17 protein-coding genes are annotated in these 21,898 nt (G+C 40.6%); 6 read left to right on the top strand and 11 right to left on the bottom strand.

Going from position 1 to position 21,898, the window contains the following annotated elements; all coding sequences use genetic code 11:
- Window positions 1–146: 146 nt before the first annotated feature.
- The 4 genes from F6K52_RS08665 to F6K52_RS08650 all read right to left on the bottom strand — a co-directional run bounded on the left by F6K52_RS08665 (window position 147) and on the right by F6K52_RS08650 (window position 5,379).
- On the bottom strand, window positions 147–1,295 hold the full coding sequence (locus tag F6K52_RS08665) for an NAD/NADP-dependent octopine/nopaline dehydrogenase family protein (protein WP_293076422.1): 1,149 nt from the start codon (window positions 1,293–1,295) through the stop codon (window positions 147–149).
- 323 nt (window positions 1,296–1,618) lie between these two features.
- A complete protein-coding gene (locus tag F6K52_RS08660; RefSeq protein ID WP_293076419.1) occupies window positions 1,619–3,235 on the bottom strand; it encodes an aspartate aminotransferase family protein in 1,617 nt (538 codons plus the stop codon).
- Window positions 3,236–3,629: 394 nt separating this feature from the next.
- Entirely contained in the window at window positions 3,630–4,550 is a 921-nt protein-coding gene (locus F6K52_RS08655) for a hypothetical protein (protein WP_293076417.1), read from the bottom strand.
- Window positions 4,551–4,614: 64 nt separating this feature from the next.
- Complete coding sequence (locus tag F6K52_RS08650) at window positions 4,615–5,379, bottom strand: hypothetical protein (protein WP_293076415.1); 765 nt, start codon at window positions 5,377–5,379, stop codon at window positions 4,615–4,617.
- A 567-nt stretch (window positions 5,380–5,946) separates the two neighbouring features.
- On the opposite strand from F6K52_RS08650, the gene proX (F6K52_RS08645) reads away from it, so the two are divergent.
- The 3 genes from proX (F6K52_RS08645) to proX (F6K52_RS08635) all read left to right on the top strand — a co-directional run bounded on the left by proX (F6K52_RS08645) (window position 5,947) and on the right by proX (F6K52_RS08635) (window position 9,787).
- Window positions 5,947–6,978: a glycine betaine/L-proline ABC transporter substrate-binding protein ProX gene (gene proX / locus F6K52_RS08645; protein ID WP_293076413.1), complete on the top strand. Its 1,032-nt coding sequence runs from the start codon at window positions 5,947–5,949 to the stop codon at window positions 6,976–6,978.
- A gap of 527 nt (window positions 6,979–7,505) precedes the next feature.
- A complete protein-coding gene (locus F6K52_RS08640) occupies window positions 7,506–8,624 on the top strand; it encodes a NarL family transcriptional regulator (RefSeq protein ID WP_293076411.1) in 1,119 nt (372 codons plus the stop codon).
- A gap of 131 nt (window positions 8,625–8,755) precedes the next feature.
- The gene (gene proX, locus F6K52_RS08635; protein ID WP_293076409.1) at window positions 8,756–9,787 is read left to right on the top strand and encodes a glycine betaine/L-proline ABC transporter substrate-binding protein ProX; all 1,032 of its coding nucleotides are present in this window, start codon (window positions 8,756–8,758) and stop codon (window positions 9,785–9,787) included.
- A 785-nt stretch (window positions 9,788–10,572) separates the two neighbouring features.
- On the opposite strand, the gene F6K52_RS08630 is transcribed toward proX (F6K52_RS08635), so the two are convergent.
- Window positions 10,573–11,853, bottom strand: coding sequence for a leucine-rich repeat domain-containing protein (locus F6K52_RS08630; RefSeq protein ID WP_293076407.1), 1,281 nt, complete (start codon window positions 11,851–11,853; stop codon window positions 10,573–10,575).
- Between the two features lie 259 nt (window positions 11,854–12,112).
- Window positions 12,113–13,078 (bottom strand): DNA adenine methylase, encoded by a 966-nt coding sequence (locus F6K52_RS08625; RefSeq protein ID WP_293076405.1) that lies wholly within the window; start codon window positions 13,076–13,078, stop codon window positions 12,113–12,115.
- A 410-nt stretch (window positions 13,079–13,488) separates the two neighbouring features.
- Between F6K52_RS08625 and F6K52_RS08620 the strand changes: the two genes are divergently transcribed.
- Both F6K52_RS08620 and F6K52_RS08615 read left to right on the top strand, forming a co-directional pair.
- Window positions 13,489–13,719 (top strand): hypothetical protein, encoded by a 231-nt coding sequence (locus F6K52_RS08620; protein ID WP_293076403.1) that lies wholly within the window; start codon window positions 13,489–13,491, stop codon window positions 13,717–13,719.
- A gap of 662 nt (window positions 13,720–14,381) precedes the next feature.
- The gene (locus F6K52_RS08615) at window positions 14,382–14,825 is read left to right on the top strand and encodes a hypothetical protein (RefSeq protein ID WP_293076401.1); all 444 of its coding nucleotides are present in this window, start codon (window positions 14,382–14,384) and stop codon (window positions 14,823–14,825) included.
- Between the two features lie 76 nt (window positions 14,826–14,901).
- Here the strand turns inward: F6K52_RS08615 and F6K52_RS08610 are convergent, their stop codons facing one another.
- From F6K52_RS08610 to F6K52_RS08600, 3 genes are all read right to left on the bottom strand, one after another.
- A complete protein-coding gene (locus tag F6K52_RS08610) occupies window positions 14,902–15,513 on the bottom strand; it encodes a hypothetical protein (RefSeq protein ID WP_293076399.1) in 612 nt (203 codons plus the stop codon).
- 109 nt (window positions 15,514–15,622) lie between these two features.
- Window positions 15,623–15,922, bottom strand: coding sequence for a hypothetical protein (locus tag F6K52_RS08605; RefSeq protein WP_293076398.1), 300 nt, complete (start codon window positions 15,920–15,922; stop codon window positions 15,623–15,625).
- 1 nt (window position 15,923) lies between these two features.
- Window positions 15,924–16,808, bottom strand: a complete 885-nt coding sequence (locus F6K52_RS08600) for an endonuclease (protein ID WP_293076397.1) — start codon at window positions 16,806–16,808, stop codon at window positions 15,924–15,926.
- 208 nt (window positions 16,809–17,016) lie between these two features.
- Between F6K52_RS08600 and F6K52_RS08595 the strand changes: the two genes are divergently transcribed.
- On the top strand, window positions 17,017–17,211 hold the full coding sequence (locus F6K52_RS08595; protein WP_293076396.1) for a hypothetical protein: 195 nt from the start codon (window positions 17,017–17,019) through the stop codon (window positions 17,209–17,211).
- On the opposite strand, the gene F6K52_RS08590 is transcribed toward F6K52_RS08595, so the two are convergent.
- Entirely contained in the window at window positions 17,133–20,783 is a 3,651-nt protein-coding gene (locus F6K52_RS08590; protein ID WP_293076394.1) for an AAA-like domain-containing protein, read from the bottom strand. The two genes, F6K52_RS08595 and F6K52_RS08590, sit on opposite strands and share 79 nt — an antisense overlap.
- Window positions 20,784–20,805: 22 nt before the next feature.
- A partial coding sequence (locus tag F6K52_RS08585) for an AAA-like domain-containing protein (protein ID WP_293076392.1) occupies window positions 20,806–21,898 on the bottom strand: 1,093 nt, incomplete at its 5' end.

Here is a 21,898-nt window from a genome sequence, read left to right as displayed (position 1 = left end):
AGTAATCATAAGCGGGGAATGGTTCATGGTTGATTGTTCATTGTCGCTATGAACAATCAACCATGAATAATCAAAAATGAACAGTTAACAATGAGCAGTTAACGAAAATAATCATTACTCATTCAGCAATGGGAAATAAAATATGCTCAAATAACTGCTTCTTTTAATGTCTGAACACCATAGGACACTGGACTACCACATTTGTGAGCATCTTTTCCAACAAGCTTGCCATTCACAATAAATTCCTGACCCATTAACTTTTGATGCCATTCCACAATAACGTCAATCCATGGAGTATCAATATTTAACATTTCACCATATCCCTTCAAAACACATAGACCATAGGGAATATCATCCGTAAATAAACGTGAGTCAGGATCAGGAACAAAACCACCCTCAATCTCTCGAACAGGAGTTTTAATTCCCCTATGAGCATGGCTAGTGGCGTAAATAGTTTTCAAAGAACTTTTGTCCTCTATTAGCTCATCAAAGTCCTCAATCAATCTCTCTGCCAAGGGCTTTATAGAATCTAACTTAACCTCTGGCAATTTATTTATAATCCCTTTTTTTATTAATTGAAGCTCATCACTGAGATGGAGAATACACTCTGCTGAAAATTCATCCATATCAGAATAAAATAATGGAATATCCTCTTCCGAGTAAGGGGAGACACCATCCCAATCATGGAAAATTCCATAATACCGACCTGGATGAACAATCTGATTCGATGGAGTGAGTGTTGTATTTAAAAAGTTAGGTAGGAATGTTATTACACAGTTTCCTAGTAAGCTCTCTAAGTATGAAGACAACTTACCTTTATCTGGAGCATTAGTGGCTACCCGGAGGTACTTCTGTATTCCATTAATACGAGCCTTCTTCCCGTACTGGATAGTTCTACAAATCCAAGGGATTGTTTGAAATCCAAAAAAGTATGAATTCGGTAATAATGATTGAGCGAGAAAGTGAGTACATCCTTGGGCAAAAAGTGAACCAACGTGACTGTATTGGTTAACATAAGGCGCTATCTTAGAAAGAATTTGATCGTAGGCATGTACAGGACTACATATGACGATGAGATCGCTGCCTGGGATGACTTCTTCTGGGTTGGAACTAATCACCGATAGATAGCCCTTAGAAATTGGAGTCGTATCACTTTCAGAGAAAACTTCAATTCGTTGGTTCCATTCCCCAGGACGTCGAGTCAGTAAGCGAGTCTCAACCTCTTTAGGTGCAAGACCTGCTAATACATGTGTACTGTTGCCTCCTCCTACAATAGTTAGAACAAAATCTCTCATAATGTTTTATTGTGAACTAAATTATCAAATCAATTTTATTTTTCAATGTGATCACTATATCTCACTATATAGCTACGAAATCACTCGTGAAATTTAGGTAGGGGCAACTCCCCTGTGGTTGCTTCCTCTTCTGGATTCAGATCTTTGATATTTACCTGTTCTGAGATGGTTGCAGTTCTCCTATCTATACTGATAATTTTTATTCTGATTGCACCAGAATTCTATCGTCATCACTATCCAGTGCAACAAAGCGTAACAAAGTGTAAAGATTTACTATAAACCTTGTACACATAGGACTTACGCAGTTTAGTTGCTTTCGCCCCCTAACCCCCTTTGCTCTGGGTTTGGCGGATTTCAGGGTGCTTTGCGTAAGTACTGACACATAGTTTACCAGCATCAAGTAAATTACGGAAAAACGTTTCTAAATCAGCTTTTTGCAGTTCCGGGTTAGCGAGAATTAACCGAATCATAACCAGACCTTCATAATGAGCATAGTTTACAAAAGCTGTTCCCGAATCAAATAATCGGTTGCGTATGTCTAGATTCAGCTGGTCTAACCCAGTAGAGTCAAGCTGTTTATCTTTGGGGATATAACGGAAACAAATATTCAAAAATTGTGGTTCAGCGATTAATTCTAAATTATCGCAACGGCGGATATACTCGGTGGCATAATTAGCTATATCAAATAAATGATTGACCAGCTGCTCATAACCTTTTTTGCCATAATATTTCCAACACAGCCATAGTTTTAGGGCATCTACTCTCCGACCACATTGTAATGACTTAGTCCCTAAATTATAGAAATTATTTTCATCATCATGGAATAGATAATCGGTACCTCCCCCAGAGCAAGCTTCCGATAATAGTCCTTTTTGTTTCACTAAAATAGCGGAACAAATTAAAGGAACTCCCATTAACTTATGGCCATCCCAAGTAAAGGAATCAACTAACTCACTCCCTGCTAACAAATGCTGGTGTTTTTCACTAAATAAAACCGGCCCACCCCAAGCCGCATCGACATGCAGCCACAAGCCATATTTCCTAGTAATTTCGGCAAGGCTTGGTAACGGATCAAAAGCGCCTAACACAGTTGTACCGGCAGTTGCACCCACAAAGAACGGTGTTTTTTCTTCTGATAAGCTCTGTTGAATGGCAGCTTCTAGTGCTTCGGGAATCATTTTGCCATCAACATCAGACTTAACCTTGACTAAATTTTTGATGCCAATCCCCAATAAATTAGCAGCTTTTAAATAAGAATAATGAGCTTGATCGGAAACAAAGGCGACTAACTGATGATTCCCCAATCCCTGCAATTTAGCGTCCGGTAAAACGTGATGTCGTCCACAAAGCATTCCGATCAGATTAGCATTACTTCCTCCAGTTACCATCAACCCTTCACCTGGATTAAACCCCACTAAACTGGTCAATTTTTTAATCAATTCTATTTCCATCAGGGTGGCTACTGGGGCGACATCATAGGTGTGCATAGTAGTATTGGTAGCACTGGTCACCATCTCGGCTATAATTCCGGGAATACTAGACCCACTAAAAAGTAGATTAAAAAATTGAGTGCTACCGGTTCTAACACTATAGTTCAGGTAAGATTCTACTATAGGAATTAACGCTTCTAAGGCCACTCCCTCATCGGGTAAGGTTAAATCGAGTTTTTCCTTAAGATCATTAGCGGTTTGATAATTAACGACTTTGGTATCGGGTTCCAAATTACCGTCTAAATACTTAATAAGTATGGCAAGGGCTTTAGTCAGGGTTGTTTCTGTATCTTTCATAGGGAGTAGGGAGTAGGGAGTAGGGAGTAGGGAGTAGGGAGTATTGGTTGGTAAAATTGACTCTATATTATTACTAATAAAAACGCTATAATTGGATATATTATCGATAGCTATTTTATGATTTTTTTTAATATACAAAAACTGCAACGACATCAATCATAACAGCTTTTTGTATATTAAATCAAGCAAATAAAAAAATTAATTATTCTGTAATAATTTAGCTATCTGCTATCTGCTATCTGCTTTGTGCTAAGGCTCACGGCTGAACGCGCACGCGTGCGCGTAGCGCATATGCTTACATAGTATTTTGGTTTATATCATGTCAGGATACCCTTAATTAAAATTTCCCTCGGTGCGCTTTCCGTAGGCGAATTAAATTCGCCACGGGTCGCACCGCTCCCCATCTCCCCATCTCCCCATCTCCCTAATCCCTACTTCCAGATCGGACTATTTTCCACTAGCTGTTATAATATTGCGGTAGCCAATGACTAATCACAATGAAGTCTAAACTCAACTATATCCTGCAATGTATTTATGGCAAGGTGTACTATTTGTTAAACCGCCCAAAATTTTCCCTGTCAATTAGTTCTTTGATTTCTCGAACGGTGGTAGCTTGAATCGCAATTCTATCCTCAATTTTTAGGGATGGATCGAAAGATGGTTGACTAGTATTCGTAATTTTTCCTCCTCCTCCAGTAGGACAAGCAGTAAAAGCCACAGAGGCTAACCAGGGAAATTTAACTGAGAAATCGTCAATCCAGTTTTGGGCATAATCCCTCCAATGGCAATCTTCAAGCAAGAAGGCTAATTCGCCTTTCATAAACTCCTGACTCGTGATTCTGGGTAAGATTTTGTCGTGATATCGAACCTCTGCATCAGAGCCAAAAGCATCTCGTATTAGTTCCAGAGCAGCGATATGATCACCTTCTTTAGCAGGGGATAAATGCTGTCCGCAATAAAGTCCGTCTGGTAATAAGTGAACTGTTGCATTGCGAACAAATACCTCTAATCTTCCCAATCCTAATTCATCTCCAGTCTGACCATAAGAAGGCAAATGATCGCCAATTTTTTTGGGAGCAATAAACTGACCGGGATTGCAGATAATGCCATGCAGAAACTGAGGTTCAAAAGTGGTTTTTGTATAGGGTTCTTGTTTAAAAGCTACACCTAAGCTTTTAGTAATTTCGTAAAAACACCCATTTTCTTTACAGATATTGATACCTACTTCCACATCTTTTTCTTCTGGTTCAACAGCATATACAATGCAGGAACTTATTCCCCTTTTTATAGCTTCCTCAACAATACGGATTGCCAATGTACCTGTTCCTGCACCGATATCAGCAATTCTAAATTCTATATCTTCTCCATACTTTAGTATCAATTCCTCAATAAACTGGGGAATCATCTTGAGCAGATAACCAGTTGCATCTGCTTTGGGAGTCAAAGGTCTATAAGAATCTCTATTCATATCCTTCACATTCACCTTAAAAAAAAGCTAAAAATCAATTAAATCCAAAAAGATTATCTAGGTATTAATCCCTATTAATCATTGTTTGAGGAATATCTGATATTTTAACTCCTATTAATGCTAGCTCATTGAGGGAATTACCATTAACAGAAAGACGATGTTGATAAGACTGTTTAGCTTTGACTGATAAAATACCTTCTTTAATGATGGTTGCCAACATTTTACCAGCATAATGCTGGCTTTGAGTATCAAGTAAATCTTCTCTAAGATTAAACGCTATCCAGCCTCCATCAACAATTAAATTATAGGCAAAAGCAAATGCCGAAGCCGGTAATCCTCCTGTTAGGGCAGAAGCACACACCAAACAGTTAAACTTGGCATTTTCTAACTCATTATGAACTTCATTAGTTACATTAGGAAATTCCTCAACATAATACTTTTTATAAACATTTGGTCGTTCTCGTTTAGCTGCTTCTGCTGCTTCTATAACCACATCTGCTCCTACAATTGAAGTGACACCTTTATCCTTAAGACATTGACCAAGTAAACCAACTCCTGCAGCTAAATCTAAAACCGATAATTCAGAAGCAAGGGATTGGGATTTGGTAACTTCATTTATCAAAAATTTGCTAAGTATATTGTGTGTATTATATTTTAGCAAATCGACTAAAACATATTCATATAAACTAGGTATTTTGTAGGTTTGTTTATAATCTTGAATCTTAAATTTTTGCTCTTGGCCATTTTCGGCTATAATAAAATACTCCTCTGATCGAATTAAATTTTCATCTGTATGTGGAAATGTCACAGTATAACCCTTTTTTTTCATTAGTTAACCTCCTGTATAATTGTATATTTAAATGAACTTACTCCGTGGGGATAGTATACAAATTCACTAAACCAGATTTCAGCACGATAATAAGGTAATCCTTGAAAAGTATTCGTCTATTCGATCAATGTTCATCTTCTAGACTTCTCGATATACTCCTATCAGCGCAGAAACCCTAAATCCACATAAATTATGGTAGTCAAATATAATAATACCATCTTTGGAAATCCAAACCAACTCATCCAGGCATGTCGGTGGAGTATGTTTTTCGTTGAATGTACCCACACAGATAGCTGTATCAAAACTACCTGATGCCAAGTCCAAATTTTTTCTTAATATCACCATCATCGATCTTTTTGCCAGAGACTTGCTCTCGATGTACCTTAGCTCAGATGCTATGGCGTAGTACCTGCGACAAACTAGCAAGGCTGGAATGATAGAGATTAGCTTTCCTACTCCCTACTCCCTACTCCCTACTCCCTACTCCCTACTCCCTACTCCATTGAAAACTGCTATAGTTATGACTAACAGTAAGACTTAGTGATAAAAACCCTAGGAGATAATTTAATGAAACGACAAGTAAGACAACTGATCAAACAACTTACCTTAGGAATCACTCTGACAGCTTTAATCGGTTTAAGTGCCTGTGAATCAACCTCCTCTGGAAAAAAAAATAAAGTTCGTTCTGCCCATAGTAACTGGGTCGAGGAACAGTTTCAAACCAAAATCGTCAATATTGGTCTGGAAAAACTTGGTTATGAAATCGAAGAACCGAAAGAAATTAGCTATCCGATCATTTATGTGTCTGTGGCTAATGGCGAGCTAGATTATAGTACTATAAACTATGAAATATCACATCGAGAATTCTTTAATAATGCTGGGGGTACCAAAAAATTAGAGCGAGTTGGAGTTATTAATCCTGATGTGATACAAGGCTATCAGATTGATAAAAAAACGGCTGAGAAATATAACATTACTAACCTACAACAATTTAAAGACCCAAAGATTGCGAAACTATTTGATACAGACGGCAATGGTAAAGCTAATTTAATCGGTTGTGATCCTGGTTGGTTTTGCGAAGTGATAGTCGATCATCACCTCAAAGCTTACGGACTAGAAGATACCGTTGAACACACTAGAGGACAATATATCGTGCTACTCGCCGATGTTATGACTCGCTACAAGCAAGGAGAAAGCGTTTTATACTATGCGTTTTATCCTCACTGGATATCTACAATATTAAAACCGGATCAAGATATAATTTGGTTAGAAGTTCCCTTTACCTCTCTTCCTGAATCCCAGAAAAATCTAACTGAAAAAGACACCTCTGTAAACGGAAAAAATCTTGGATTTACTGTCGATCGCCAGCGCATTGTTGCTAACAAGAAATTTTTGGCAGCTAACCCAGTTGCCAAGCGTTGGTTTGAACTGGTTCAAATTCCTGCTGAGGACATTAATGTTGAAAGTCTAAAGATCAAAGAGGGTGAGAGCAGTCCAGAAGATATTCGTCGCCATGCTAAAGAGTGGGTTGAGAAGAATCAAGAGTTGTTTGATAGCTGGGTAGAAGAGTCAAAAAAGGCAGGAGGGGATTCGACCTAGATTCAACCGCTTCGCCTTAAAGGGTGACAAGGGGAGTAAAGAGTAGTAGTGAAGGGGGGTAAGCGCCAAAAGAGTCAAAAAAGATTAGGGTAGTCTATGACTAGAGAATGCAAATCTTCGCACATCCAACGGTTAACCCCAAGAGCCGCTCTGGGAAAACCCGGAGGAAATACAAGGATTCTACTTATACGCCCTGTCGTTTGTTAAGTGAGATTTACAATTATACCAAATTAGATCCAAATTAGATGCGATTACCCTGTACAATACACTCTGAAGCAAAGATAACTTACTCGTTAGTTTGATATAAATTGTTTCAATTTTGTGAGGTACAATTTTCCTGGTTTTATGGAACAGGTAAAATAAACCAACCCTTAACCCCTAAAAGGATTGGTAGAGGGAACAGAAAAAAATGTGTACCTCATTTTTGTAAAAAAACTAGAATAAGCTCAATGGCACATATGCTTCCGACTTTATGGTTTTTAGTGCCAAAATTATATCCATAATCTGCCCATAGATGATGAGTTAAGATGAACAACTCCTTGATTTGTAGCTATAACGAATGGGACCCTCTCGAAGAAATAATTGTTGGAACTATTGACGGGGTTACAGCACCTGTTTTAACCCATGATATGAAGACATTTATACGAAAGGACTACTGGAGCTTCTATCAGCAGTACGGTGGACGACCCTACCCTAAAGAATTAGTCGAGAAGGCAGCGAAAGCTCTCGATAACCTTCAAGAAGTACTCGAAGGAGAAGGTGTAATTGTACGAAGACCAGAATCTGTTGATTATGCCCATCGTATCTTTAAAACACCTTATTTTGAATCACCAGGATTCTTTAATGCTGATGTGAGGGATGTCTTGCTAGTTGTGGGTGACGAAATCATAGAAGCGCCCATGTCTCAAAGATGCCGCTATTTCGAGTTCTTGCGCTATCGTCCCTTAATCCAAGAATACTTCCAGCAGGGGGCACGCTGGACAGCGGCTCCCAAGCCCAAAATGTCTGATGCTCTCTACGATTGGGACTATCCTGAAGAAGATATGGCCCTTTTCCGGGGGGAATCTACTGTGCCACATAGCGTCGGTCCTCTTAATGGTCGCTTCATTACCACCGAGTCGGAACCTTGCTTCGATGCAGCTGATTTCACTCGCTTCGGCAGAGATATTTTGGCCCAGAGAAGCCAAGTCACTAATGACTTGGGAATTCAGTGGATGCAGAGGCATCTTGGCTCGGAGTACCAAGTCCACACAGTCAAGTTTCGTGATCCAAGCCCAATACATATGGATGCAACTTGGGTTCCCATCGGCCCAGGGCGTGTCTTGTCTTGCCCCGATCGTCCGTGCATCTCACCCGATATCCTAGAGATGTTTAAGCAGGGAGGCTGGGAGATTCTTTATCCTCCTAGAGGCGTGGCAAACGCCGAATTTCATATGTCCAGCCGCTGGCTTTCTATGAATATTCTGATGATTGATGAGGAACGAGTGGTTGTGGAAAAGAGTGAAGAACCAACGATCAAGTTTTTTAAAGAGATTGGACTCAAACCAATTTTGGTAGACTTTAAAGATCACTATATATTTGGTGGAGGATTGCATTGTTCAACTTGTGATGTGCGCAGACGGGGCACATTGAAGTCATACTTCTAAGTAGGTGGGCAGAAATAACGCAGATGGTCATGGCAGTCGGTTGAGCATAAAAGGTACTGAAGAGCCAATTTGGTATGACTGGTTATGATTGAGGGTAAGACTTAGTGATAAAAACCCTGGGAGATAATTTAATGAAACGACAAGTAAGACAACTGATCAAACAACTTACCTTAGGAATAACTCTGACAGCTTTAATCGGTTTAAGTGCCTGTGAGTCAACCTCCTCTGGAAAAAAAAATAAAGTTCGTTCTGCCCATAGTAACTGGGTAGAGGAACAGTTTCAAACCAAAATCGTCAATATTGGTCTGGAAAAACTTGGTTATGAAATCGAAGAACCGAAAGAAATAACCTATCCGGTTATTTATGTGTCTGTGGCTAATGGTGACCTAGATTATAGTACTATTAACTATGAAATAGGACACCAAGAATTCTTTGAAAATGCTGGGGGCACAAAAAAAATGGAGCGAGTTGGAGTTATTAGTACTGATGGGATGCAAGGCTATCAGATTGATAAAAAAACGGCTGATAAATATAACATTACTAACCTAGAAAAATTTAAAGATCCAAAGATTGCTAAACTTTTTGATACAGACGGGAATGGTAAAGCCAATTTAATCGGTTGTGATCCTGGTTGGTTTTGCGAAATAGTAATCGATCATCACATCAAAGCTTACGGATTAGAAGATACCGTTGAACACACTAGAGGACAATACATTGTGCTACTTGCAGATGTTATGACTCGCTACAAGCAAGGGGAAAGTGTTTTATATTATGCTTATAATCCTCACTGGATATCTACCGTATTAAAACCGGATCAAGATGTAATTTGGTTAGAAGTTCCTTTTACTTCTCTTCCGGAATCTCAAAAAAATATAACCGAAAAAGGAACCTCAGTAGACGGAAAAAATCTCGGATTTGCTGTGGATCGCCAGCGCATTGTTGCTAACAAGAAATTTTTGGCAGCTAACCCGGTTGCGAAGCGCTGGTTTGAACTGGTTCAAATTCCGGCTGAGGACATTAATATTGAAAGCCTAAAGATCAAAGAGGGTGAGAACACTCCAGAAGATATTAATCGTCATGCTAAAGAGTGGGTTGAGAATAATCAAGAGTTGTTTGATAGCTGGGTAGAAGAGGCAAAAAAGGCAGGAGGGGATTCTATTTAAAGGGAATAGGGAGTAGGGAATAGGCAATAGGGAATAGGGAGTAGGGAGTAGGGAGCAGCGAGTAGGGAGCAGGGAGTAGGGAGCAGCGAGTAGGAAAAAAAATTGTGTAATTAATAGGTATTAAAAACCCTAGATAATTGAAATTAAATTAACCTCAAAAAGTGGTCGCTAAAGTTATGCAATTCTCTGAAAGAGACGCTAAGCGATGAAGCTGAGGCCATAGGCCACGCTTTGCGAACGCTTCCGCTAAGAGCGAACGCTTTTTTTTATTGCCCCTAAAACTCCCCAAAAAAATTTCAAAACCCTTGACAAAAATAAATATAATTATAATGATTATATTTATAACTACGAATTCAATGTTTGATTCATGTCAAAAAACCCAAACCTAAAAAAACAACCTGTTGAGCACACTATGAAAGGCTCTCGTCAAGCCGTGTCTTGATGCAGTCGCTCATGGCGCATGGGTCTGTGTGCGGAACCTGCGTCCGCACCTGTCTTGATGCAGTCGCTCATGGGGGGAACCCCCAAGACCGCGCTGCATCGCTAAATTTCAGGGGGGAAAACCCCCCTGGCAAAGGCTCCGGTCTGGTCGCGTAGCGTGACCTTTGGCCAATCAAATAAGATCACATCAGGTTAGGTTTGGGATCTGACTGATATCAAAATTTAAATCCACTTACTGTGGCATTGAAAAAGCCGTGGACATTATGTCTACGGCTTTTTTTTATGTTTGAGACTTGTATTTTTTATATGTTGCTTGTTACCTAGTATTGCCTTTTGCCTTTTACTTAAAATATCTTACTAATCAAGGCTGGAAGTTCTTTACATATAGTTACAATCGCAGCACCTCGGGGCAAATTATCAGCAATTTTGCTTAGCATTTTCATCGCCTTGTTGGCTATTTTCTTGACAGCACTATCTTCGGAATTAGTTAAAGAAGAAGCGATGTCTTCAATTTGTTCTAAGGCTTCTGCTTTGTCTGTCTCATCCAAATCTTCTTCTATGACTGCATTGTGAAGTTTGCTGAGTAATTCCTTGAGTTGTTTTTTGTCAGGTTCAGGATCAAAGCTAGGTAACTGGTTAATAGTATTGGCAACCTTACCACTAATATCACCTAAATTAAACAAACCATCACCACTATTTGTAACTGTAGCGTTGTCAGATATATTTATATGGCGACTTTGATCGTTGATATTACCCATTGGTTCATTAAAATTGCTAGAATTATTACCTTGTTGTACTATAATAAGGGATGAGTTTTGAATCGTGCCTTCAAACTTAATTGATTGATTAATATCTTGTTGCTCTGTAGATATTAAATGTTTCACATCTATTCTATCATCAGCTAAACTCGGATCAGTCACCATCTGATTATTTTCTTGACATTGACTTTTCTCTTGCTTGTATTCTATGATAGAATATAACCCTTCTTCGGTTAATTGCCGAAAATATTGTATAATGGCATCTACGCCTCTATGTGCCACTTCTGGCGGTGGACAAATGAGGGGATTATTCCATAAATATAGATATTCTAAATTGGAGAGATTACCAAGAGATTTAGGTAGGTAGTTTATTTGATTTCCCGTCAAACATAGAAATTTTAACTTGGAGAGATTGCCAAGAGATTCAGGAAGATTGCTTAGTTGATTTCCCGATAAATTTAGGTGGATTAAAGTGGAAATATTTCCAATTGATTCCGGGAGATATCTTAGTCGATTATAAGATAAATCTAGGTGGATTAAAGTGGAAAAATCCCCAATTGATTCCGGGAGATATCTTAGTCGATTACCATATAAATATAGGTGGGTTAAATTATAAAAATTATCAGTAAAACTTTCTGGTATTTTATATATATTATTACACATTAAATTTAATTGTTTAATTTTATCAAACTTTAAAAAAATCTCTATAATGTTACTAATTTCGTTTGTTTCATTTAACAATAAATTTACTAATAATTTGATTATTAAATTATCTTCTAAATTACTCAAATTGAGTATTTGACTGTTTTCCTCCCAGACTTCTTGGATTGTTTTTAGTAAGCGTGCTGGAATACTATCTTCGCTCATATAGCAATTCTTATTTAGGTGATAGACACAGCTGATCGTTTTCAGGCAAAATGCAATAGGCAATAGTTTTTTAAGAGAGTCAGCCTCAAAACATACTGTACCTAATCAGTGCGATCGATTCTATATTATAGCATAAAAAAATAATTCCTGTTTTTGACATTACCAAAAATCACTATAGAATCTCTTGCCTATTGCTAGCATGCCTATTGCTAGCATGCCTCTTGCCTTGACATAAGAGATTTTTTTATCTAACAATCAGTCAATAGTTAGTAACCAGAATTTCTCTAATTTCTCCTCTGCTATTTCCTTTTGAATTTATTCTACGGGATGCCAATATTCGCTCAATAGTAAACCCTTGATATAACTCATCGAAAAACAAATCATCAACATAGTTAGTTGGATCAGAATTGCTGAGCATTTGATGGGCTCCTGCCTGATCAGCTTTCACAAACACATCCCGTAAACGACGCTGCTCATTATCATTAAATTCCAGGGAATGATAGGAATTGAAATTGGAAGTTTTGCTGATCGGACGATAGGGAGGATCATAGTAAATAAAGGTGCTATGATCAGCATATTCCAGAACTTGACTAAAGTCCCTTTGTTCTATGTGAGCAATTTGGAATAGCTTGGAGACAGCTCGCAGGTTATTGGCATTCAGAATTTTAGGATTTTTGTATCGTCCTACTGGCACATTAAATTCTCCTTTGCTATTGACCCGATAGAGACCGTTAAAGCAAGTTTTATTCAGAAAAACCGTTATGGCAGCTCGCTTGAACCAATCTTGATCGTAACCGTTAGCATCGATTTGTTTATCAAAGGTGTTATATTGGTTACGATATTCGTAGTATAAAGCTTTCCGACGTTGAGCATCTTTAGGGAGGTAGGTATTACTAAGCTTTAACAGTTCTGTAATCAGGGATTCAACATCCTGTTGGATAACCTTATACAGGATAATCAGCTCAGGATTGGTATCGAATAGATAAGCTTTCTGGATATCAAAACTGTTGACAATATCGAAAAAAACTGCACCTCCTCCGACGAAGGGCTCGATATAAGTCGTCAGAGTTTCCTTGCGTAACTTTGGTGAGTATCTCTCTCGAATTTGTGGCAGAAGCTGAGTTTTTCCACCTGCCCATTTTAGCACAGGAGATGCTAATTCTATTTCTTTTTTTATTGGTTGCTGTATTAGGTTAAATGCTTCAGATTCTGTTAAATTAGCCACGTGTATAATCAGTAAATTTGCATACACTTAACTTAATATTGTATAGCATTTTTAGTTAAGATGTTAATCAAGGCTAATCTATCCCGCATTATTATTTGCACCATGCCATATAACTCGCCTATAGGAAAATTTTAATCAAAAAATAACACTTTTAGGCTAAATCCATATTTGTTTATACATAGGACTTACGCAAATCCCTCAATTTAATGCTACCTGTAGGGTGAGCAAAACCTTGCCCACCCTACCAATGGATTGTGTGCGTAAGTCCTGATACAAAAAAAATAAGTCTTGAAAATTATTGATTGTTGATAGTTAAAAATCTATTAATTTATATCAAATCCGGATAATTGTCCACACTTACGATATCCAGACAAAATCTTTCTCCCCTTACTCCCAGGGAGTGTGGGGAGATGGGGAGTGTGGGAATTTTTGAGTTAATTTTGGGATTTTTGAGGAGCAGAATGAATAGGAGTAGGGTGGGCATCCTGCCTGCCGGGAAATTGGACATTGTAACGGGCAAGATGCCCATTCCACCAAGATGCCCATTCCACCTCACTCTTAAAATCATTCTATTATTAAGCAACGCTCCCTGCTCCCTGCTCCCTGTTCCCTATGACATTGACTTATGGGCTGTTTTTTGATACTATTATTTAACTTAATAATTGTCCAACAATAGCAAATTAAAACTCAACTAAAATTCTCTCATCAAGTCTTATAAAAATTTCGTAAATTGTCCTGACATCTTTTAGGCTACTAAGAATATAGGATTAGTGCTTAATTACTAATGGTTTATTTGACTAGTTTATTTGACTTAATTTAGTAAATCATTTTTTTCAATGGGTGATGAATAGACGTTATTAATTAACTATTTTTATGATGGTATAACCAATTTTACTCCCCTTAATACCAAGAAAACTCATAAAATAGATTTTATTGGTCGGTTTATTCAACAAACACCACGTCTTATATCCAAATTAGCTATGCAAACCAAAACTATTTTGGGTGTTGAAAGGTTAGGAATAATCAAGAAGCTACGTGATTACAATACTAAAAAACACAGGCGTAAACCACTTAGCAGTAGTTTTAAAGTCAAATTGAGGGATAGTTTTAAAGATGATATATACAAACTATCCCGACAGATAAATATGGATTTAAGTCAATGGACTGATTAATTTTAATTTGTTTTTGACTCAGAGAAATGTAATTTATCAATAACCGCTGGTTTTACCGTGTTCCGGTAATCCGCTGTTGCGTGTTCTCTAAAATTCCAAAAGTCCCTCACTGAATTTAGAACTCCTATATAATGGCACAATCAACCAGTCAAACCAGACGATCTCAACGCAACCGGAAGCGTTCTAAACGAAGAGCTATTTTATGTCCCATTCATGGTTGCTACCTTGATAGCGTTAGTCAAAAATATCGGTTGTTTGCTGACCGTCCAGGACAACTTAAGCAGCGTGGTGTTCCACAAAAATATGCTTTGATGCTGATAGCGACTAAAACCACAGTAGCTATTGAAGGAGAATGGCTAGAGGCTTTTTGGTGTAGTGAGTGCCAAGAAACCAAGTGGTATCACGTGTGCAAGAGTGGCGATCGCACCTATAAAATATCTTTAGCTCCTGCTGAGTTATGGCAGCAGGTAACAGGGGTAATCGATCCCAATGGTAACTCTTCAGTGGGCGAGTTTACCCGTCGCCACTCTAAACGCGTTGGTTTTCATGGGGTTAAGGATTTTGGAGCGATTTAGTTTTTTATAGCGGTTTTCAATTAGATGAGATACAAAAAGTAGCCCAAAATCGCTGATCCGCGACACGCGCTATAGCTTACCCAAGAACAGCTACTAAAATTCGGAACAATTCTTCTAAATCAGCTGGAACTCGGTACAGATTCAGGTCTTGGGTAACTTGTTTATGCTCTCGGTGCAAAAGCCCAAACTGCCAAATATCCCCTGTAGAAACAGCACCCTGTAAAATCAATTGCTCAGCATCACTCCATAGATCCAGGGCAATTAATTCTACAGCAAGTTGGGTAAAGCCTCTTTGGATATTAGCATTTTTTGCTTCTATTACCAATAGTTTACTATCGGTATAAAGATAATAGTCTAGATAACCTTTTAAGTATTCTGTAACAGTGAGGGGATATTCGATTCTTAACTGGGCTTGAGTATAGTGAACTAAATCAAGTAAAATGGGAGCGATTAGTAATTCTCGTCGAGCTGCTTCACTGGTTAAACTAACATAGGGTAAGCTTTCTTCAATTCTAGATTTGAGACTAGGTAGTCTGTCTAGTTTTGTCGTAGACTTTTCTAAATTCAAGGAGCTTCGCTTCAAGGTATAGCCAAATTCAGCCAGAATGTCTTCTGGCTCAACCACCATCTCAAAATAACTTCTAAAGGTATAAGATTTACCAGGTTGGAGGATGGGAATTTTGTTCATTATTAAGATAGGGAGATGGGGGAGATGGGGAGATCTCACAGGGGTAGGTTTTTAACAAAGACGTGAGGTGTGGGGTGTAGGGGGTCTTTCAGGGGTAGGTTTTTAAGATTTAGGCTGAGGATAGAACAGGGATACTTGGAGAAAAATCGGGAAAAAATTGACCGATCGGTAGCGGAAGATGATTGAGTAAAGCAGCAAGAATTAGTAACAAGCCCCGACGAAAACAGCTCAAAACACGGGGGTTCGGTGTGCCTGTGAACGAGTTTTGACTTTCGAGAGGGGTTGTCGGTAACTGTTGTGAGTCGTTGGAGCATAGATCAGCATCAGATTCCCCTCCAACACTGACCACCCACAAGGTGGCGATGGCGATGGCCAACCAATGACGCTCAGCGCGTTGGGGGTCAGTCATTTTAGTCTGGTGCCATTGCCAACCTCCTCGCGAACGTATCTTTAAACAGACACTCAATCCAACAACGCATTCGATACCATAAACCCTCAGCTTGATAAGGGTCGAGATCAGTGACAATCAACCAAGGATCTGAGTAGCCAGAGTCCCATCGAGCCAACAAGGTACAACTGAGAGGATTGCTAGAAAAGCAAGTGACTCGACCTGACCAGCTTTGACCATTCTGGGTCACCACAGTGCTTAAAGGCACAAAGCTGGGTTGACCGACCGGATGAAACTGTCCTTGTTGGTTAATTCGTAAAAAGGGATGCCAACCCTGTTTTTGAATTGCTTCGTAGAGCCACTTGGCATAAAGTCCTCGGTCAGCCATCACCAAAACTAACCAGTCCTGGGGAATTGTGTTTGTAAGGTGGGACAGTAAATCCAGCCAATAGGGTTGCCAACTGCCCTTAGCCTTGGCTTCAATCACTTTCCAGGCTACAGGAATAGCGCAGCCACGATAGACAACGCTCACCACTAAGAGGGTAAATCGGCAACTTAAGGTAGAAGCATCCAGAGCTAAAACCATCGATTTTTCCTCGGGTGGCCATCCATTCAACACCCATTGCAAGAGTGGGGCAAAACAGCTGGTGACATCAAGTTCAGCTCGTTTATCCCCTTTTTTGTCTTGCTGATTTCTGTACCATTCCCGCAACTGTTGACGCACAGTGTTTTCTTTTTTACCAAGCAAGGCGGCTAGAAAAACTGCCACTGTGGTCAGTCCGCACGAGCCGGTCATCACAATGCCAAAACTCCACATCCCTAAAACCACTGCTTGAGGTTTGCTCAGATGGGGCATTTTTTTAGTCACTGTCCTCAGCCATTTTTGGTACTCTTGATTCTTCTTCATGGCTGCGTTCTCCTAGTGGCTCTAAAAGAGCATCGCGTTTTTTCCAGTTTATTAAAAACCTACCCCTGAAAGGATGGGGAGATGGGGAGATGGGGGAGATGGGGAGATGGGGAGATGGGGAGATGGGGAGATTTTTATTAAGGGTAATTATCCTGAAATGATATAACTTTATTTATCTATATAATTTATAATTATATCATCAACAATCTTGCTGATTTATTATAATATCAAAAACTCTTTGGAGCTGTTTCCGATTACTCCCTACTCCCTACTCCCTACTCCCTACTCCCTACTCCCTACTCCCTACTCCCTACTCCCTGCTCCCTACTCCCTTTTCAATTCCTTAATCCGATCACAAAGAGTGCGATCGCGTTTTTCTAGCTCAGCATTTGTGCTCAAATAATCCTGAATCCAATCACAACTATAGGTTAGGACTTCATCAAGATCGAGGACTTGCTCCACATGCCACAAAATCACGTTACTATCAGCACTAGCTGAGGCTAGAATTTCCCCATCTTGGCTGAAAGCGATGCCCTCCACCTCATCCTGATGTCCGGTGAGGGTAGTCAGCAAGGAACCATTGTGATCCCAAAGTTTCACCGTCTTGTCAGCACTGGCAGACGCGATCATTGTGCTATCGGGGCTGAAGGTCACTCCCGTAATCCGGTCACTGTGTCCTGTCAGGGTATGTAGCAGTTTTGGTTTGGTCAGATACCAGTCTTGACTGTCTCCTTGCCAAACTTTCACTGTCTTATCCTCACTACCGGAAGCAATCCGCTTACCATCAGGGCTAATTGCTACTGTTTTCACCTCATCCTCATGACCTGTGAGAGTATAGAGACTATCGCTCCAGCATTCCGGTAGTAAATTGCTGTTCTTACTCGATTTTGCTTCCTGTGTACAGGTACTATCTATCTTCCACAGTTTAATGGTTTCATCTTCAGACGCTGAAGCAATTATCTTACCATTGGGACTAAACGCTACTCCCTCCACCTCATTGGTATGACCTTTTAGGGTGCTTAGCAACGTACCATCCCGCTGCCAGAGTTTAATGGTTTTATCTTCAGAGGCTGAAGCAAATATCTTACCATCGGGACTGAATGCTACTCCCTCCACCCCACCGGAATGGTTATTCAGAGTATCTAGCAAGATGCCATCTTTATCCCAGAGTTTGACTTTCTTGTCACTACTTGCCGAAGCAATAATGTCACCATCGGGACTGAATGCTACTCCAGTAACTATCGCGCTATGATTATCTCGGGTAAGTTTTAAGGTGCCGTCTGGTTGCCAGAGTTTGACAGTTTTGTCGCTACTGCCTGAAGCAATTGTTTGACCATCCGGGCTGAATGCCACTGCCCTCACCCCATGGCAATGACCAGTAAGGGTTGTGTACAAAGTACTGTTCTGTTTCCAAAGCTTAATTGTACTATCCTCACTAGCTGAAGCAATTATCTCACCATCGGGGCTGAAGGCTACTCCCTCGACCTCATCCCGATGACCTTCTAGGATAGTGAGCAACCTACCATCTTTTGTCCAGAGTTTAATGGTATTGTCCTCACTAGCCGAGGCAATCCGCTCACCATCAGGACTAAAAGCAACTCCATAAACTTCATCCCGATGTCCTGTTAAGGTTTTAAGCAAGCTGCCCTCAATAGTCCAGAGTTTGACAGTATTGTCTTCAGAGGCAGAAGCTATCATTTCACCATTGGGGCTAAACGCTACTCCTTCAACTCCACTCCCATGGCCTGTAAAGGTTCTAAGCAACCTGCCCTCAATAGTCCAGAGTTTGACAGTATTGTCTTCAGAGGCAGAAGCTATCATTTCACCATCGGGGCTAAAGGCTATTTCTTCAACTCCTGCACTATGCCCTGTCAGGAGTTTGTGTAACTTGCCCTCAATAGTCCAAAGTTTGACAGTGTTGTCTTCACTAGCGGAGGCGATTAGGTTACCATCCGGGCTGAAGGCTACTGCTTCAAACCCAGCACTATTGTTAGTGAAGGTATTTAGCAAGATGCCCTCAATAGTCCAAAGTTTGACAGTGTTGTCGGCACTAGCCGAGGCAATCATCTTACCATCTGGGCTAAATGCCACTCCCTTGACTTGCTCAAGATGACCTTCTAGGGTTTTGACTAGAGTGCCGTCCCGCTGCCAGAGTTTGACGGTCTTGTCACCACTAGCGGAGGCAATCATTTCACCATCCGGGCTAAAAACCAGGTCGTAAACCGCAGCCCGATGTCCTGAGAAGCGATTGTACTCCTTAATCTCATAAATGATTCGCCAGAGCATTTTCTCAACTTGACTCTGGGTATGTGCCTTTGCCCCAGCTACGTGTTGGAGTTTGTTCCAAGCCTTGATGGCGTAGATCAAGGCATCCAACTTGTGATTGGAGGCATAGAACGCTTCAGAGGATTTAGCGATCGCATTAATTTCGTTAATGACAGCTTTTTCGTACTCCAGGAAAGCGATCAGCCCTAAACTAGCAGACACTAAAAATCCTGTGCTCACTGTAGCCAGCAGGAGCTTTTGCAGTCGGGAAATTTCTTGTTCTTTGGTCAATTGTATTGCCACGGCTTTAGTTCGTGCGGCTTCAGCCCGTTGAGTGTCCCGTTTATCCAAAGCTTGGCTAGCCGATAAGAACTGATAATCTTGGTCACTCAGGCTACGGGAATCTGCCCAAGCTAGGGCATCGAGTAAGGCTTGACCTCGCAATAGTCTCGATTCATCCTGACAATCACCATTAAACCAAGCTCTTAGACTTGTGCCATAGGGACGAAGATTTGATAGTTGCTTGCTGACCCAATCACAGTTGAAAACAGCAGCATAAATGTGGTTCCGAACCCTAACCTTGCCCTCACTCTTGACCACTAATCCCGACAGTAGCAATTCCATTTGTTCCCAACTGTCATCTGCGGCTACTGCTCCGAGTTGCAGAATTTGCTGATAAAGTCCTAATAACCGCCCAGCCCGTTGCTCATTGCTGAGAATGCGATCGCGTATAGTCCTGAGATGCTCTGGTTCATCTTGGACTTCCCAGTTGTCGATAATCCGCCTACCCACAAGGTAATCAATCGATGTGGGATTCACAGTACACCTCTTGCCACAGAAGTTTTTTGATACTGTCTTTGATACTGTAGTGGTGAATTTTTGTTCACTGTTCCCTGTTGGGGGATCGGAAGTTCCTTCTTCTGAAAGAAGTCTAGTACAATGCTCTATATCCTCTAGAATCAGCTGACATAGCTTTTGGGTCAGTAAAGGCTGTCCTCCCGTAAACGCCAAGATTTCCCTAAGTAAGGCTTTGGGATTGCTAACCCTGCCGTTAAAACCTAACGCTAGGGGTTTGGCTTCTTCGAGAGTAAATCCACATAACTCAATCCCCCGTCCGATATTAAAAGGAGTGCGTTGCTTATCTACGATCAAATCCGAGGGACTGGCTACCCCTAACAAGACAAAACTGAGGCGTTGGTAGGCTTGGTTTTCTGTGCGCTTGTTGTAGCAGGCTCGGATCAGGGCAAAAAAATCTTCAATCGGGAACGATAAACCCAGAATGCTATCGATTTCATCAATAAAGATCACCAAATTCCCCTCAACAAAAGCCAGTAGCACCTCCTCAATAAAATCACTAAGACGCTTGACTGGGGATAGATAAGAACGTGAGCGCCACCAAGCCCGTAAATTGACCTGGAGGTTGAAGCTGCTGACAAGACAGCGTATTACGCTAGCATACCACTGGTCTGCTGTCAAATCTTGGGTACCAATTTCCGTCAAATCAACGATTCCACAGTGGATGCCTATTGCTTGTAATCGGTGAGTAGTTTGCACCCTCAAAGAAGACTTACCCATTTGCCTGGAGGTAAGGACATAGCAAAACTCCCCTGCTACCAGAGCCTGATACAAATCCTGATCTGCTTTACGGCGCACATAGCAGAGGGTATCAGGGGGTAAACTCCCGCCCACTTGATAGTTGTGGTTTTTCATGATTTACAGGCATCCATCGGTTTTAACCCAGGTGAGTACTAAAGTACTGACGATACAAATCACAACTAGGCACAGCCCCCTGTTTATGGAGCTGTACTAATCCTAAACTTTGCAACTTAAAGGCTAGCTTTTGTTCTAATTCCACTGGCTGGGATGACATCACTACGTTTCGATAGGCTGGAACCAGTTGTGGATAGTGTTGTAGATTCCACCATTGTCGTCGAAGGTCATCATGATAAATTCCCGATTCGCTTGCTGCTGAATTCAATAACTCCTCAAAGGTAACGTCACCGCGCCTAAGATGATATAACGCTACCCTTAAAAGACAAGGATTTCCTCCTACTTTGGCCATAATTAAAGATACCTGATCGAAGCTGGAATCATCACTACCCCAATTGATGCCGTGGCGACGGGCTAATTCTTGGACTTGGGCCTTAGTAAACTCTGGCAATTCAATAGATAATCCCACATTAAAGGGGGATTGGTGGATATGTAACGTAATATAAACATCAGTAGAATGTATAATAATTAAGCGCAATTTTTGCCAAATTGTGCTACCGGTTACACCGTATTTGGCTTTCTCATACCAAGCTCGCAACAAACCCAAAAAATCCGTGGCAATGGCAGGGTAATTAAACAACAGGTTGACCTCATCTAATGCCAATACCACCGGTGTATCTATTTCTTTTAATAGATAATTCTCGAAGTAATCTGTGGTATTTCCACTGCTGCCAAAGATATCATCCCAATAATCAGCCAGTCGATTCGGTAATTCTAGGCTACGAGTGACTGTGGCACAGAACCATTGTAAAAATCGCTCTAAATCCGTGAAGACATTGGCATCGGCTTGCTGCAAGCTCAGAGCGACTGTGCGGAAGCCAGATGACCTAGCATGATCGAGAACCCTAACCATCAGGGAGGTTTTACCCATCTGTCTAGGGGCTTTAATTCGGATTAATGCTCCTGGCTGCAACACTGTTTCGTAACATAAAGAGTCATTGGGGGGACGCTCGATATAAAAAGAAGAATTCAGAGGCACCACACCTCTGGGCAATTCCATCTCTGTAGGTAATTCCAGCTCCACCTCTGGCAAATCCTCAAGCTCAACCTCTCGA

This window comes from Moorena sp. SIO3H5, assembly GCF_010692395.1.
Classification (GTDB): Bacteria; Cyanobacteriota; Cyanobacteriia; order Cyanobacteriales; family Coleofasciculaceae; genus Moorena.
The sequence above is the reverse complement of the archived record's forward strand: the minus strand, read 5'-3'. Positions and strand labels throughout refer to the sequence as shown.

Bases quoted from the DNA above. Each gene is read 5' to 3' on its own strand.
- F6K52_RS08605 (WP_293076398.1), bottom strand. From the start codon at position 15,922: ATGACTGACCCCCAACGCGCTGAGCGTCATTGGTTGGCCATCGCCATC.
- F6K52_RS08665 (WP_293076422.1), bottom strand. From the start codon at position 1,295: ATGAGAGATTTTGTTCTAACTATTGTAGGAGGAGGCAACAGTACACAT.
- F6K52_RS08590 (WP_293076394.1), bottom strand. From the start codon at position 20,783: ATGAAAAACCACAACTATCAAGTGGGCGGGAGTTTACCCCCTGATACC.
- F6K52_RS08610 (WP_293076399.1), bottom strand. From the start codon at position 15,513: ATGAACAAAATTCCCATCCTCCAACCTGGTAAATCTTATACCTTTAGA.
- F6K52_RS08600 (WP_293076397.1), bottom strand. From the start codon at position 16,808: ATGAAGAAGAATCAAGAGTACCAAAAATGGCTGAGGACAGTGACTAAA.
- F6K52_RS08655 (WP_293076417.1), bottom strand. From the start codon at position 4,550: ATGAATAGAGATTCTTATAGACCTTTGACTCCCAAAGCAGATGCAACT.
- F6K52_RS08615 (WP_293076401.1), top strand. From the start codon at position 14,382: ATGGCACAATCAACCAGTCAAACCAGACGATCTCAACGCAACCGGAAG.
- proX (WP_293076409.1), top strand. From the start codon at position 8,756: ATGAAACGACAAGTAAGACAACTGATCAAACAACTTACCTTAGGAATA.
- F6K52_RS08650 (WP_293076415.1), bottom strand. From the start codon at position 5,379: ATGAAAAAAAAGGGTTATACTGTGACATTTCCACATACAGATGAAAAT.
- F6K52_RS08660 (WP_293076419.1), bottom strand. From the start codon at position 3,235: ATGTCGTTGCAGTTTTTGTATATTAAAAAAAATCATAAAATAGCTATC.
- F6K52_RS08630 (WP_293076407.1), bottom strand. From the start codon at position 11,853: ATGAGCGAAGATAGTATTCCAGCACGCTTACTAAAAACAATCCAAGAA.
- proX (WP_293076413.1), top strand. From the start codon at position 5,947: ATGAAACGACAAGTAAGACAACTGATCAAACAACTTACCTTAGGAATC.
- F6K52_RS08620 (WP_293076403.1), top strand. From the start codon at position 13,489: ATGGGGAGTGTGGGAATTTTTGAGTTAATTTTGGGATTTTTGAGGAGC.
- F6K52_RS08640 (WP_293076411.1), top strand. From the start codon at position 7,506: ATGAACAACTCCTTGATTTGTAGCTATAACGAATGGGACCCTCTCGAA.